Here is a 14,267-nt window from a genome sequence, read left to right on the forward strand (position 1 = left end):
TCCTTCACTCCCTCTTGACCACTGGGTCAAACATTGAGAGGTAACCCTTGCAGTACAGTCCAGGACGCGTATGCAGGGTGTCCCTCGTTCCTTTCCGCCAAAGAGAAGAAAGTGTTACAAATGTTTTTAAATACTCATACAACCTTCATGTTAGCCTCTGGGTGTATGTGATGGATGGCGACACCTACAACTTGATCCTCTGGCTAATCATACTTACATTCTTCTCTTTTTTCACTCAAGAGATGCAGATCCTCAGAGCGATTAGCGAGGTTGAAAATTACCTCCTCGTGTTCAGATCTGCAAGAGATAAGTCTCTAAGCTTCTTGGCGAGCCAGCTCAAGCGCTACAGCGGCATACACGATGACAGGCTACTAGAAAACAAGGTAAACGAACTCGTTGAGACATACGTCATACTCCCGGTCGATATAGACCCCTACGGGATTGTGAAGAAAATTAAACATATACTCCGCACAAGTGAAAGAGGCTTGGAGGAGCGGATAGCCCAGATTGCCCCTAAAGCCACACGAGTCGACGTGCAGAACTTATCCAATATCGTAGAGCTCGCGCGAGCACTAAACATCATCTACAAGGTTTTGAATCATTACTACCTGATTGCCAGGAAATTTAGGAGCCTATGGCTTCTCATGCAGCTCAGCGCTCAAATGCCATTTGTCATGGAGGAAGTTAAAGCTATTGAGGGGGCTCTCGAGGCGTTCAGACATAACGTACCCATAGGCGACTCAGCCGGACCCCTAGTGGCAAGCTACCTTGCTAGAAAGTATGCTGCAGGCCAGACATTTCTCGAACCCGTTGACAACACAATCGTGTATTCCTTGAACCTCGAGGAGAGAAAAGTCTACGTTATTAAAGCTAAGGGGCCCGGGGGGTCTGTTGGGCGAGTAGACGAGGCATTACAGTGGGTACTAGAACGGGAGAGGCCGACACACATAGTGACCATCGACGCTGCTCTAAGATATGAGGGCGAGGAGTCCGGCACGCTCGCCTATGGGTATGGCGTAGCGATGGGAGGCATCGGGGCTGAACGTTTTACAATCGAAGAGTTAGCGACGAAGAATAACATTCCACTGTATGCTGTTCTCATCAAAGTGTCAGAGGCAGAGGCACTATCCGTGATGACGGAGGATATTTACAGAGGGGTTAAGAGGGCCGTAGACGTCGTAGAGAATTTTGTTAAATCGCAACCGCCAGGCTCGGTAATAGTCGTTATAGGTGTTGGGAACACGGTGGGAGTTCCATGAGCGTAGACGTTGTTGCCCAAGTAAAGAGACGATGGCTACCGGTCTATGCCCTGCTCTTGGCCGGAGGATTCCTGTTAATGGTCGCACTGCTGTATTTCTACTTTAGGACTAAATCAGAGAGCTACCTCTCGGGCCTCATATTGCTTACAATGATTGAAGGTTACATAGGGTGGTCCCTTTACAAGCTCCTCTCTGTAAAGCCCGAGGCTAGAACACTAGTAACGCTCCTACGCTGCGAAAACTGCGGACATGAGGTTGAGCGGGAATATAGGGATGGTGATTCCCTGTTTAGTAAGGCTGGAAAATGTCCTAAGTGTGGAAATGACACAGTAATTGTTGAGGCCATTTTCCTCAGAACATATAAGCATTGGGGGACTGAAAAAATATAAATTGTAATGCTATGTTGGACGGCAGGGTGCGCTAGAGTATGGCCTACGTCCCGAGGACGCTCCTCCTAGGCAGGTGCGTGAGGTGTGGGAAGAAGATATACAAGGGCGACGAGTATTACCTATGTGAAAAATGCGGTGTCTCTTACTGTCCAACGTGCGCAAGGAAGACGTTCGGCAAATGCCAGATATGCGGTCAACCACTTGTGAAGAAACCTTGAAACTTTAATGTGTACTCTGCTATAGGGCACTTCTGCTGGCATGTGCCACAACGTATACACCTACCTTCGTCTATAACAATACCTCCCTCACTGCCCAAGCTTATGGCCCCTGTGGGACACCAATTGGCGCATTCAAGGCACCCTACACAGTAAAAAGCGCGTATCACGGCTCGCACAACCTCCTTTTCAACTTCAGGAGACACGCCTCTAGTCTCAAGAACTAGTTGTCCTTCCTCGACTCTTATTCCCTCAATGTGAGCGTCTGCCTTCTTCGATGTAAGGAGTATGTTTCTGAGCCTTGTAGACTCAGGTTTCATCATGGTTTTTTCGAGCTCGAACACCAGCTTGTTACCCTCATAGTGCCACGTTACACGGGCGCCCCTTACGGGGTTTAAAACGTCTTGCTCCTTGAGGTCAATAGTGTTTAGAATATCTTTAGGTGGGCGCACCCACCTCCACAGCCCATAGCGCACCCAGGACTCGCTGACAGAGTTCTCCCTAGCATACTCGAACAAGTATTCGCTCCACTTCGAGTATAGCGACCCGTGAACCGCTTTGGCTAGCTCGAACTCGCCCATCTCCGTGGCGGGGCATAGCCAGCACCCAAGCCGGTCTAGGCCGAGATAGTAGAGGGGATTCGGCAGTAGCCTCTCCCTGAAGATGTAGAGCCACACATCGAGGGCAGACCAGTCCTGTATTGGCGTGGCTGCTACAACGTTCGGCAACCAGGCATTTCTCCATACTCGCGGGGAAAGTGCCCGCTGAGCAGACTCGTACCTCCTCTGGCCTACAAGACTCAATGCACCGCCTGGGAATAACCTCCTCAGTACACGGGCGATTGGCGCGAATTTCGTAACCTTACAGCACCACCTGAGGTCTCGTGCAGGCGGCCCCATGACAGAGACGCCGCGCCAGAACGCGTCGCCCGCGTCTGCCACTATTAGCTCTACACCCATACGTTCGCAGACCCTGTACACGTATTCCACGGTCTCCGGGAACTCAAGTCCAGTGTTGTTAAACAGGACTTTCACCCTCTCTGGGCCTAGTGCCTTCAAGGCGAGGTAGAGCGTTACAAGGCTGTCCTTACCGCCCGAGAACGAGACAACTACAGGTAGCTTGTACTTCTCATAGACCTCTCTTATAAAAGACGTTGCCTCGCGCTCTTTCTCACTCAGATACCTGTCGTGAAGCCTTACGATATCCCACCAGCTCGGGTCGCCCTCGAGCAAGCTATAGGGCTTCCGGAGCCAGCTCTTCAAGACATAGATCCTACCGTTCCTTAGGACGACCCCGACGCCGAGATAACTCATATTCCGCGATGCGACTGCTACGTACTCGTCCTCTCTCGGCAGTACAAACTTTTCGAGGTGACTTTGCTTTACCACGTACCCCCTGGCCAGTTTGTCGAGCCTTGTCTTCGCGTAAAAGCCCACCTCGCTCTCGACCATTCTTAGGACTGTTCCGTAGAGTGGGCGGAACCGCCATGCCCTCCCTCTTATATCGTATATGAAGTGCCCTACTACCTGGGCATCCGTTACGAGCTCGACCGCGAAGTCTGGGTACATTACCTTGTTTGCTAACATAGCCTTCCTCCTGGGAATTACTTCTTCTGCCCGGCTCCCGGCCTTGGTGAAGTAACTATCTATGGTGTCCCACACAAGCCTATAGAGGCGGCCCACTGCGGGGTAGGCGTCTCCAGGCGGCGTCAAGCGAAGCCTGGCTGTAAGCCCGTCGCGACTATACGCTAGAGGGGCATTAAGCCTAAGATCCCAGTACACCCTTGCAGAGACTTTCTTCAGGATCGATGCGCTCTCCATGAGCTCCCCACAGCCTCGCTTACTGTGATTCTGAACCCGTATTTCTATCCTTTCACTAGGCCTCTCCCCGGCCTCCGCCACTAGACCTTCTTCCCGGACTGGGCACGCTTGAAGGCGGGAGACGAAACAGCAAACAATAGCTTTATGACTGGGCCTGTAATCTCGTTGTAGTATGAGTGTAATACTACTCGTGGCTTTGCTCATCATTGCCGGACTTAGCCGTATTGTAACAAGTAGACGCTTTGTAAATAGAAGGAGGAGAGTAAGACTTTACGGCCCCCGCGTAATAATTTAAACTTTTTAGAAACTACTGGACTAAGGCTGAAGTTTGTTAAAAGCAAGTTTATCTGGCATTTCTTTTAAGGCAGATGGGGAGCATAAGTGGAGAAATATCGCGGACTTTCGCCGGCGCAGTTCTTTCACAGGAACAAGGAGATAGCTGGCTTTTCCAATCCAGCTAGGGCTCTATACCAGACTGTACGCGAACTCGTTGAAAATTCACTGGACGCTACCGAGACACACGGCCTTCTACCGGACATAAGCGTCGAGATATCTCTAGACTCTAACAACCCAGATAGAGTGACTGTAAAAGTTGCAGACAATGGGATAGGGATTCCTATACACGAGGTACCCAATGTCTTTGGCCGCGTATTCTACGGATCGAAGTACGTAGTTAGGCAGACAAGGGGTGTGTTTGGGCTCGGTGTAAAGATGGCTGTCCTCTACGCCCAGATGACAACTGCCCAGCCGATCTACGTGAAGAGTGCTCCAATCAATTCTGACTTTATCGGGGAGTACCTCTTGTACATAGATATTGACAAGAACATCCCACATGTCCTTAAGATGAGAATAAGGAAGAAAGAAAATCCTAAGCTTCACGGCACGGTTGTAAAACTGACACTAGAAGGTTCGTGGGTGCAGGCAAAGAAAAGAATAGAGGAGTATATCAGACGTACGGCGCTGATAGCTCCATACGCAACGATAAGGTACAAGACCCCGGAGGAAGAACTTGTGTTCAAGAGAGTTTCCAAGAAACTCCCCGAGCCGCCTCAGGTGGGCCGGTACCACCCTAAAGGTGTAGACGTGGAGGTACTTAAGGAGATCATAAAGACCGTGCGGGATCCCGATACAACGCTAATGGATTTCCTAGTCAAGAGCTTCGACGGCGTTGGCGAGAAGACCGCGCAGGATTTCCTGCATTGGGCCGGATTCGATCCTTCGATAAAGGTAAAGGAGCTAAGGCTCCATGATCTTGAGGCCCTAGCGTCGAAAATGAAGTCATTCAATAAGTGGCGACGCCCCCGTCCCACAACTCTCTCGCCTATAGGAGAAGAGCTCCTAAAAGAGGGGGTAAAGAATATTCTTAGGCCGAGCTTTGTTAAAGCTGTCACTAGGCCCCCATCCTCTTACAGCGGGCACCCGTTCATAGTCGAGGTTGCAGTGGCCTACGGTGGCGAGATTCCACCGCAGGATCAGCCCATTGTTCTCCGTTTCGCAAATAAAATGCCGCTTCTATACGATGAGGGTGTAGACGTTTCCAGAAAAGTCGTCGACGAGATAGACTGGAGCGTATATAAGGTGAAGTTCCCAGCGCCGCTAGCAGTGATAACGCACCTGTGTTCTACGAAGATACCGTTCAAGGGTGTTGGGAAAGAAGCTATAGCAGATGTCCCTGAGGTCGAGCACGAGCTGGAGATAGCAATCAGGGAAGCTTCGAGGAGGTTAAGAGCGTACATAACGAGAATGGAGAGGCTTCATGAGATCCAGAGAAAGGAGGCCATAATTAGGCGTTATATGCCAGAGGTTATTTCCGCCATATCCGAGGTGGCTTCACTCGATCCTTCGATTCTCGAGAAGAAGCTAGAAGAAATCCTTAAGAGAGAACTTGGGAAGAAGGGGGTAGAACAATATGTCAAGTAAACGGGGAGGTGTACAGGCTCCACCGGAAGAAGAGGTTGTCAAGAGGCTCGAGAGCCTTGGGAAACAGATTGCCGAGCAGATCATGAGGGGGGAACCGCCTTACCTCGAAATACCGGTAAGAACGCTCGCCAACACTATATGGGATAGAAAAAGGAAAATGCTGTTGCTCGGCCCAAAGACTGCCCGGAGGGAATTCTTTGATGTTGGAGAATCGAAAAGATTCATGCAGACTGTACTGATGCTTAAGCTTATCCTCGAAGCCAGAAGACAGGGCGCGCACCCTACCATACGCGACCTCTACTACCGCGGGAAGCATACGCTTACTGATAAATATGGGAAGCAGTTAAACGAGAATACGTGGGACGATCAGAGAGAGAGTAATGCTGTAATCCAGGACATAGAAGTTGCAACGGGTCTTCTACGCGAGCACATGGGGCTCATGCACGATGCAAAAGGGAGAATCGTTGGACAAATGATGATTAGGAGCAAGGGAGATATTATAGACCTCTCCAGGCTTGGCAGCGGTGCCTATGCCATCCCTTCAAATGTAGATAGTCTAGAAATACTCGAGGTGAAGGCGGACTATGTACTCGTTGTGGAGAAAGGAGCCATATTCGAGCAGCTCAACGAGGACGAGTTCTGGAGGAAGAACAACTGCATCCTCATTACAGGTAAAGGCCAACCAGACAGGAGCACCAGGAGGATGGTTCGGAGACTATGGGAAGAGTTTGACCTCCCGGTCTATGTGTTAACGGACGGTGACAGCTACGGGTTTTACATCTACAGCGTATATAGAAGTGGCTCCATCACGCTGAGCTACGAGAGTGAGAGGCTCGCGACTCCAGAGGCCCGTTTCCTCGGTGTAGCGATAACTGATATTGAAAAGTATAAGATTCCGAAGAACTTCATAATAAAGGCCACCGAAAGGGACATCAAGCGCGCGAAAGAGCTCCTCAACTACCCGTGGTTCAAGGAGTCAAAGAGGTGGCTTGAAGAGCTTAACCTTTTCATAGAGAGAGGGCAAAAGGTAGAGATCGAGGCTTTAAGCGGGCACGGATTCAGATTTCTGTCAGACACGTATCTCCCTGAGAAGATAAACAAGGAAGAATGGATAATCTAGCAACCTGAGCCCTATTCACAAGATTTCAGGTTAAGCCGTCTCTTGAGATACGAGGGTAGCTGTCTGCTCTATGCTCTTAATGCTCCTGATAGCCGAAATAACCTTGTCCAAGTCTGAGAGCGATGGGGCTTCAACCTTAACTACGATGTCCCATAGCCCGTAGGTCACGTCTACGTCGCTTACGAATTGTATTTTCATTATCTCGCTCGCGACCTCGTACTCCTTCCCAGGTTTCGTCGTGACCAGTATGTATCCCTTAATCATCCCGGGCTCTCTCGCACTGAGGATAGGCGAGCCATATAAATTGTTTGCTCTGCCCCGCTATAAAAATTTTACAATTTTATCCAATTTAACCGCTTAAAAATATTAGAGAGCCATTGTTGGATATGCATACAGTCTTTACAGAAAGATGTACATGAGTCGGGTTCATCGCTGCCAACAAGAGCAACGCCGCGAGCAATATTATTATTGCGTAGAGCGCCTTAGACATGCACACCACCGAGCAGGCTGTTGCCTAAAAGCCCCCCCACCAGGACAACGAGTGAAGCAACGGGGAGCCATAGTGCGGTGAAAGCAGCAGAGCCTGTTGATAGAACGCTTAGTCCAGAAGAGTAGATTACTACTGCTCCAGCGAGATAGAGGTCTACCAGGAGGTTGATTGCACGGGGGTCGCTAATTGTAATCCACTGGTTAATGCTTTCCAGAGGTATACTGGCGTAGATGCCCTTGATGACGGAGGAGGCGAAGCCGAGGAGAAAGAGTGTTACCAAGTTCATCGTAGCATTAGTGAACCCCTTCCTCATCAGCTTCCTGTGGAAATTGTAAAGCTTTTCGTACGTTAACAGCAGAAGACTCGGATCCTCGATCCCCCATATCGAAGAGAGGTATACTGTCAGGCGCAGGCTCCTGCTTAGCCCGAGCATGGTATCTGAGAGGAGGGATTCAGGGGAAACAGCGCGGAAGATGTGTCCTGGTGATTGGAGCGCCTTGACCAGGATTTCTTTATTCTCATTTAGTTCGGCTTCAACACTCCTAATTTTCCTAACCGTGAGAAGTGACAAGGGAAAGCTGACAACAGTCTGGAATATCAGAGAGTATTCAAGGCCTGCATGCATGAGTAAGGCTGACGAAAGCGCGAATATGACTAATAGTGCGAGAAACAACTTGTAGCCTGCCGAGGACACCAGCACCTTTGGGTGCAGATCCCTATACAAGAACACGAGGATAGTATTCAGGAGTAGCAACAACGGTAGGGCCTTCTCCAGCACGTAAGGCTGAAGTAAGCCGACAGAGTAGAGCATCACTGGGGCAACGAGGAGCGTTATGTTGAAGACTTCGCTTAGCGTGTCCACGCGAGCCGAGAACGCATCGAGCCTGTACTCGAATCCTCTCACAGCCTCTTCGAGCGCTGTCCTGATGCCGGCCCTTGACCCAGCCCTCTCGTCCTCCGAGATTATTCTTTTCAAGTTGTCGCCTATCCTGTACTCTATCCCCCGGTTCGCGAGCCACGTCAGAACATAGCTCGGCGGGGCGTCCGTGAAGGAGAGGAGAAAAAGAACTTCTAATTCCCCCAGGGTAGACATCTAGCTATCCTCGTATTATTGAAACCTTGTAAATACCGTACTTTGTCACGATATACCCGGTCACAGCACTTGTAATCTGTAGAGTCGAGGGGAGCGTTGCCGTGCATGTGCTTGTGGCTCCTGAAGAGAGAGTGCTCGGGTTGCACAGGAGCCTTGTAGTAATGCCGTAGTTGGTGATCGTGAGGTTCGCGTTCAACAGGTCTGCGGAAGACGTTCCTATGTTTTGTAGCCAAACTGTGACAGTATAGCCTCCGGCGGCTGGCGTCAGTATCGCGTCGCCTGCCTGCACGATTACCGGGCGGCTGGTGGTGGCCGAGGCTACTGTGTATATGAAGTAGCCTATTACAGAGACTACTGCTAGAGTTATTATGACCATGATGCTCCTCCCGACCTCCTCGCTCGTTGTTCCCACCCAAGGAACTAGTACATGCAGTTTAAAAGGCGGGTATCTCGAGGCATCTCCCGGAAATCGGTTAATATGTCTTGGTCGGAATTGAGGTGATGTCTAGGAATGCATCCAAAGGCATAAAGAAAGCCCTGTTTCTCATCTTAGCCCTGCTAATACCGATAATGCTCCTAGCATCGCTGCACCAGCCTTCCCTAACCACCGATAAACCGCGAGCCGAGAAAATAGATATGGCGCATCGATCCAGAGAGGAAGTATACTTCCTTGTCATCTATGCTGACGTACCAAATGCATCGGCTCTTATAAACAGGACTCTTTACGTCCTCCCTGTAAGCATAGCAGTGAAGAGTAACTCTAGGGTCGTCATTGAGCCTCAGCCAGCTGGGCCATATGAGCCGTCGAATGGTACCGTTGTATTAACAGTCTTAGGCAACACTACGGTGAGGCTGGCGTACAGGAGGGCCTACGCCGTCGTCGAGGTGGAGGCTGTCGCGCCGGTCATCGTGAACGGCTCGCCGGTTAAGGGCACCGTGACGCTGAAAGCCAGGCTGAACTCCACCCTGTCCTTCAACTCCACCCTAGTAGACCTGGGCAACGGGACTGCCCTGCGCGGCGTTGCAGTGAGGGTCGAGCGTGGCAGCGTGGTGGAGGAGTTCCCCCTCAACGTGACAGTCGTGGTGCAGGGTGACTCGAGGGTAACGATAAAGGCCAGAAGGCTCTACCTCCTGCGCTTCACCGTGCCCCTGAACGTAACCGTGGCCGTCAACGGCACTGCCCGTAGAGGCGAGTTTGCCCTGTGGTGGCCGTCCGGCGCGGTCGTGGAGCTGTCCGGGGGCTGCGTGGAGTACAACGACACACACAACGCCTGCGTAGCGGGCTGGTTCGGCACTGGCCTCAGGCCGGACTTCGAGGGCAACGCGCCCTCTATAGCCTTCAGGGTCGCCGGGCCCGGCAACTACACTGCCAGGGTCGTCTTCGCGAAGAAGAAGTTTCCCGTTGTAACGGGGATGGCGTACTATGGCGGGAGGCTCGTGGAGGTGAAGGTGTACCCGGCGAGGAGCATTGCCCCAAACTGGAGGGCCGCGATGGCCGGAACGTACGAGTACGTGGGCGACGGATGGTGGCACGTCGTGCCAACGGGGGCCTTCGTAGCAGTGGACATAAAGCCGCCAGAAGTCAACTGGTCCCGGGTAATCGTCTACATAAGGGCGACGAAGGGCTGGTCCGACCACTACATCGAGCTTAACCTCGAGGACAGGGCCGAGGGCTGGTGGTTCAAAGAAGGAGAGTTCGTATTCGAGTTCGTGAGGGGCAAGGGGAGGGGGCAAGTGCTCAAGTCCCCCGGCCCCTACACGTGCGACGTGTGGACCCACCTCGCTCCAGTGGCAGAGCTGGGCTGGATATCCATGGACGTATTTGGGGGTGGTGAGGTGTGGCTGAAGCTAGAGTACTACCCGTAGCCATGCTACTGGCAGTACTCCTACTCACAACTGTCGCCCCAGCACACAAGCCGGCGGACAGGCACGCAGAACCTCTCTCCACGACCTACGCGGACATGAGGGAGGCACGCGCCTGGGATCAGAAAACAAACACTCGCAACACACCCACGAGCACTAAGCTCGAGGGCTCCGACTCCAAGTCCTATAGCCTCTGCATAGTTGGCGTGTGGGAGCTGACGGCTGGGTGGACGGCGGTCGCACAGCCTGCTGGCGGGGAAGCCACTCTGCTCGGCGGCACAGGACACAGGGGGTTGTTGCTCGGTTCCGCGTACTCGAAGAACGTGGATGTTAATGCGGTAGTCGGCTACTGGCCGTACAGCCCCATCGAGTTTGCAGGCGGCGCTCTGCAGTCCCCGGCGGCCACTACAGTAGACCTCGCCGTCTCCTTCAGCGTCAACGCCACACTACGAGGGGGCACGACCGTGCGGTTCGAGGCGATCACAAGACTCGAGTACAACTCCTCAACGGCCTGCTACTCCAGCCCGCCCCCACCACCGCCCCGACCCTCCTACATGCTCTCCGTTAAGGCGTGGGTGGCGAGCGCCACTGGCGTAAGCGGTAGCCTGCAGGTGAGCGGAACCGTGTCGGGGACACTAGCATTCCCGCCCAACCCAACAGGCCCGCTACAGAAAAGCCTGCAGTCCGGCTCGGGCTACAGCGTGACAGCGCCTCAGAGCTTCCCCGTTAAGCTCGACTGGAGCGCGCTTGCAGTGAGCTGTAGCTGGGGCTACACGCAGGGCGACGGATGGGTCTCGAGGACGTGCACGAGCCAGCAGATCTATACCGGCACGTACAACTTGACAGTGGAGTACTCCTTCACCGGGGGGACGAGGTTCTACTTCGAAGTAGACGCGGTCGGCCCCCGGGGCACACGCACGCTGTACTTCAGCCAAGTGCCGTCCTGGGGGACTATAACACTCAGGAACATCGCCCTCAACGGCGAGAAGGTGAGCGTGACGGCGTACGCAAACGTCTACTTCGACAGAGTGAACTACGTGAGGGCCACGCTCTCGAACTCGACGCCCGTTACGGCATACTTCCAGTACTGGCAGGCGCCCTGGGGCAGGGTGTACAGCACGACTGTCACAGGCACGCTTAGCTCGAACACGGAGCTTGTGGCCGTGTACTTATTGAGTAATCGCGTCCAGGAACCTCTACTCCTGCCTGGCATGGACTTTCAGCCGTCCAATGGGACGCATTTTATCCCGATTGCACCAGGAATCTATGCCGTTGAGACTAATGCCACGGTGATCCTCCTGGATTTGAACAGAACCAGGCTTCACGCAGTTAGAGGTATCAAGGCCACGATGAGAGTATATTCGCCTTACGGCGAACTCGCAAAGGTTGGGTCGAGGTGTAGAGAAGTTAGGGGGGCTTCGCAGAGCCTCCCGGTGGTCGTATTGGATAATAAAGAATACTACCTGTTCTCGCTAGTGGCCCCTGATCAAGCAAATGTAACAGTGTATCTGAAACTCAACGACACGACGCTCTTTTACAGGGTCATAAGCCCGAGAGTGGAAGTTAGGAGGATTGAGTATACAGAAGACGGGGCCAGGATCATCTTTTATGCGTGGCCTTTGTGGGATAATTACAACGTGTCTGTTGTCTTAGGGGGGAGGCTACTGTCCTCGTCCAAGGCTAGTAGCGGGATTCTAGAAGTCAAATATGAGAAGCTCCAGGACGTTATGTATCCTGTAGAGGTCGAGCTTAGAGCATCGTGGGGTGGCCAGTTAAGGGCTCTCGGGAAAACAATAAAGCTATTGGTAGTCCCCGTAGCTCTCAGGCTCGACTTCCATGCTGGAGAAAGATCTATAATTCTCTCAGCTTCGGAGCCGCTTGTACTCGGCGAAAACGCCTCACTGTGGCAGAAACTAGCCATGCTTAACGAGACATATACCCCGGGTTGGCTCTGCTTGAGAGTAGCCAGCAATGGCTTAGCCTTGTGGAAGGCTTGTTCAACCTACCCTTACCACTTAGAGATACCCTACTGTAGTGCTGGAGTTTGCACGCTCGAGGCAATTTACGTGCCTACAGCCACGCAAGGGGTGATAGTAATACCATGGATCGAGAAGCTATCGGTGAGCTCTTGAAAGAAGCTTTGTTAACACTTATTGCCGTAGCAGTGCTAGCAACAACTCTACTGCTAGTACAAGGAGCGCGACCAAGCCTGCTGCTAGACCGCCACGGCGCGAAAACACTGCCTCAATCAGATTTCGTCGACCTCAACTATAGAATTTATTTAAACGGTACTGCTTGCCCCTTCGAGATTAACGGGCTCCCGGTGTCGAAAATAAGGGAGCCTGTCCTTACGGTTCCTAACTGCGCCACGACCCCCTTAAACTCCACGTGGGTGAAGCTTCTCAGGAGAGCTGGCGACTGCGTGCTTTTCCTAGACCCGGTCTTTGTCCCCCAGAACTCGACGCTAATACTGTTTGACACAGTAGACACGGGTTGGACCGACAGGATCTGCTACTTTAGGACGATCGAGGAGTTTAAGGTCTACAGTCCAAGTGTAAGGGTATGCGCTTCACGCTATAACCTCAGCGGCGCCATTATACTCAGAATCGTCCACATGAGGGTGAGCAGGTGTTGAAGGGTCTCGAAGAGTCTATTATGACGATATTCGAGGTAGTTTTACTCGTAGGCGTTCTCGCATTTGCGCAGAAACTCTCCAGCATGAATGTGGACGATGTCTCGTACATACAAGACCTGCTACCTCCGGGCGCCTGCGTGGAGGTATACTCTTCGAGGCCGCTGAGCTTCAACGGGACAATCCACGGGACGGCGCTGGTAGTGTGCCGTAACAGCTCGGGCGTCGTGGTGATGCCTCCATGAGAGAGATCACCGCGGCGGTCATTGCGCTAATCGTGCTTTTGACGCTGGCTAGGGTGTCTTCGCACAGGATCTACCCCCTCTCGCTTCAGATTAAGAACGAGAGAAACGTTGCCACAGTCGCTGCATATGTGATGATTAATGTAAACTGTACAGACGTCAGAACTTACTTGAGAGAGGTGAACGCTACAGACCCCCTTCCGGACTCCGCGACTGGATACGTTGCTGTGTGGTGCGGTGAAGAGCTAAGAGTCTACGCATTCTCATGGAGGGGGTGAGCGTGCACAGGCGCGCCGCTGCTTCGTTGGTGGCAGTTATCGTCTTGAGCATACTTGTTCTCAACTTTGTCCAGCACACGCACCGCGCACGCTACATTGGCGAGGACGTACACGCCCTTATGCTAATCACCGTGCGTGAGGCGTGCAAATCTCCGGAGAAGGCACCTACTCTGTTTGCCCGCGTCCAGGGGCTTTTAAGGTACGTGGCAGTTAAATCCCTCAGTATTTCAGTGCCAGAGAATCGCTCCGAGTACTCTAAGGGATCACTGGTCTGTATTGGACGTGTCGTCACCAACCTTGGCGAAGACGTCTTCGCCCTAAACTACACGTACAGCCTAACTGGCTTCTTTGTTGAGCCATTAACTGGGAGGATATTCAGGCTATATCGCGTGGAGGGCTACCAATTCTTTAAGATTCCCCCCTACAACTACACCATTAGACTGCGCGTAGGGCTTACTCCAATCTGCCCCCACGATCACGTCAATAATAGCAGTATACTTGCGATAAGGGGCACAGACCCATGCGTCCTCTCCGACAAGTGGGGTATAAAGCTGGTGATCCCTGGTGGATGAGGCGGTACTATCTCTCCTCAACCTCCTTGTCTCGAGCCTCCTCCTAGCATACTGGCTCACCGTGTACAATTACCAGAGCCCACAGAACAGTGAGCTCGTACGCGATATCTGCTACCTCATGGCTTCTCCGAACGGAACAAGCATAAGTGGCGACTATCACCTCAACGTATGCATAGTGAATGGCACACTGGCCTCGAGGACTCCAATAGACAAGATGTGCCTGGTGAGAGTGAACACCACGGCAGTTACGGGATTCCTGTACGCAGAGGATGGGGATAAGTGTTTCGAGGGGAAAGTTCGCTTGAGGCTTACGAAAGTCGGCGGAAAAGTCGCCGTTGGCTTTGACCGTAGTTAACTAATATAGCGACCCTTTT

Annotated in this window: 16 protein-coding genes; 12 read left to right on the forward strand and 4 right to left on the reverse strand. The window is 52.4% G+C overall.

Annotated features, from left to right (window positions below):
• The first annotated feature begins 170 nt into the window (after window positions 1–170).
• The 3 genes from IG193_RS04250 to IG193_RS04260 are packed head-to-tail and all read left to right on the forward strand — an operon-like array spanning window position 171 to window position 1,866.
• Window positions 171–1,259 (forward strand): DUF1512 domain-containing protein, encoded by a 1,089-nt coding sequence (locus IG193_RS04250; protein WP_192819643.1) that lies wholly within the window; start codon window positions 171–173, stop codon window positions 1,257–1,259.
• Entirely contained in the window at window positions 1,256–1,648 is a 393-nt protein-coding gene (locus tag IG193_RS04255) for a hypothetical protein (protein ID WP_192819644.1), read from the forward strand. Before IG193_RS04250 ends, IG193_RS04255 begins: the two co-directional genes overlap by 4 nt.
• Before the next feature lie 38 nt (window positions 1,649–1,686).
• On the forward strand, window positions 1,687–1,866 hold the full coding sequence (locus tag IG193_RS04260; protein ID WP_192819645.1) for a hypothetical protein: 180 nt from the start codon (window positions 1,687–1,689) through the stop codon (window positions 1,864–1,866).
• Here the strand turns inward: IG193_RS04260 and IG193_RS04265 are convergent.
• Window positions 1,842–3,683 (reverse strand): phosphoadenosine phosphosulfate reductase domain-containing protein, encoded by a 1,842-nt coding sequence (locus IG193_RS04265; RefSeq protein WP_192819646.1) that lies wholly within the window; start codon window positions 3,681–3,683, stop codon window positions 1,842–1,844. The genes IG193_RS04260 and IG193_RS04265 overlap by 25 nt on opposite strands.
• A gap of 381 nt (window positions 3,684–4,064) precedes the next feature.
• Between IG193_RS04265 and IG193_RS04270 the strand changes: the two genes are divergently transcribed.
• Window positions 4,065–5,603 carry a DNA topoisomerase VI subunit B gene (locus tag IG193_RS04270; RefSeq protein ID WP_192819647.1) on the forward strand — a complete coding sequence of 513 codons (1,539 nt, stop codon included), beginning with the start codon at window positions 4,065–4,067 and terminating at the stop codon, window positions 5,601–5,603.
• Window positions 5,593–6,723, forward strand: coding sequence for a DNA topoisomerase IV subunit A (locus tag IG193_RS04275; RefSeq protein ID WP_192819648.1), 1,131 nt, complete (start codon window positions 5,593–5,595; stop codon window positions 6,721–6,723). The genes IG193_RS04270 and IG193_RS04275 overlap by 11 nt, the downstream gene beginning before the upstream one ends.
• A gap of 30 nt (window positions 6,724–6,753) precedes the next feature.
• Here IG193_RS04275 and IG193_RS04280 read toward each other — a convergent pair whose 3' ends face one another.
• The 3 genes from IG193_RS04280 to IG193_RS04290 all read right to left on the reverse strand — a co-directional run bounded on the left by IG193_RS04280 (window position 6,754) and on the right by IG193_RS04290 (window position 8,718).
• Window positions 6,754–6,987 carry an Lrp/AsnC ligand binding domain-containing protein gene (locus IG193_RS04280; protein ID WP_192819649.1) on the reverse strand — a complete coding sequence of 78 codons (234 nt, stop codon included), beginning with the start codon at window positions 6,985–6,987 and terminating at the stop codon, window positions 6,754–6,756.
• A 218-nt stretch (window positions 6,988–7,205) separates the two neighbouring features.
• Window positions 7,206–8,306: a hypothetical protein gene (locus IG193_RS04285; protein ID WP_192819650.1), complete on the reverse strand. Its 1,101-nt coding sequence runs from the start codon at window positions 8,304–8,306 to the stop codon at window positions 7,206–7,208.
• Between the two features lie 4 nt (window positions 8,307–8,310).
• Window positions 8,311–8,718, reverse strand: a complete 408-nt coding sequence (locus IG193_RS04290) for a hypothetical protein (protein ID WP_192819651.1) — start codon at window positions 8,716–8,718, stop codon at window positions 8,311–8,313.
• An 89-nt stretch (window positions 8,719–8,807) separates the two neighbouring features.
• Here IG193_RS04290 and IG193_RS04295 point away from each other — a divergent pair, with 89 nt between their 5' ends.
• From IG193_RS04295 to IG193_RS04325, 7 genes are read left to right on the forward strand one after another with little or no spacing between them, the layout of a single operon-like run.
• Window positions 8,808–10,172 carry a hypothetical protein gene (locus IG193_RS04295; RefSeq protein ID WP_192819652.1) on the forward strand — a complete coding sequence of 455 codons (1,365 nt, stop codon included), beginning with the start codon at window positions 8,808–8,810 and terminating at the stop codon, window positions 10,170–10,172.
• Window positions 10,145–12,301: a hypothetical protein gene (locus IG193_RS04300; RefSeq protein ID WP_192819653.1), complete on the forward strand. Its 2,157-nt coding sequence runs from the start codon at window positions 10,145–10,147 to the stop codon at window positions 12,299–12,301. The genes IG193_RS04295 and IG193_RS04300 overlap by 28 nt, the downstream gene beginning before the upstream one ends.
• Window positions 12,271–12,804 (forward strand): hypothetical protein, encoded by a 534-nt coding sequence (locus IG193_RS04305; RefSeq protein ID WP_192819654.1) that lies wholly within the window; start codon window positions 12,271–12,273, stop codon window positions 12,802–12,804. Before IG193_RS04300 ends, IG193_RS04305 begins: the two co-directional genes overlap by 31 nt.
• Complete coding sequence (locus IG193_RS04310; protein WP_192819655.1) at window positions 12,801–13,046, forward strand: hypothetical protein; 246 nt, start codon at window positions 12,801–12,803, stop codon at window positions 13,044–13,046. Before IG193_RS04305 ends, IG193_RS04310 begins: the two co-directional genes overlap by 4 nt.
• Window positions 13,043–13,321, forward strand: a complete 279-nt coding sequence (locus IG193_RS04315) for a hypothetical protein (RefSeq protein WP_192819656.1) — start codon at window positions 13,043–13,045, stop codon at window positions 13,319–13,321. The genes IG193_RS04310 and IG193_RS04315 overlap by 4 nt, the downstream gene beginning before the upstream one ends.
• A gap of 2 nt (window positions 13,322–13,323) precedes the next feature.
• Entirely contained in the window at window positions 13,324–13,893 is a 570-nt protein-coding gene (locus tag IG193_RS04320; protein ID WP_192819657.1) for a hypothetical protein, read from the forward strand.
• Entirely contained in the window at window positions 13,886–14,248 is a 363-nt protein-coding gene (locus IG193_RS04325; RefSeq protein WP_192819658.1) for a hypothetical protein, read from the forward strand. The genes IG193_RS04320 and IG193_RS04325 overlap by 8 nt, the downstream gene beginning before the upstream one ends.
• The last annotated feature ends 19 nt before the right edge of the window (window positions 14,249–14,267 follow it).

Source organism: Infirmifilum lucidum (assembly GCF_014876775.1).
Lineage (GTDB): Archaea > Thermoproteota > Thermoprotei > Thermofilales > Thermofilaceae > Thermofilum > Thermofilum lucidum.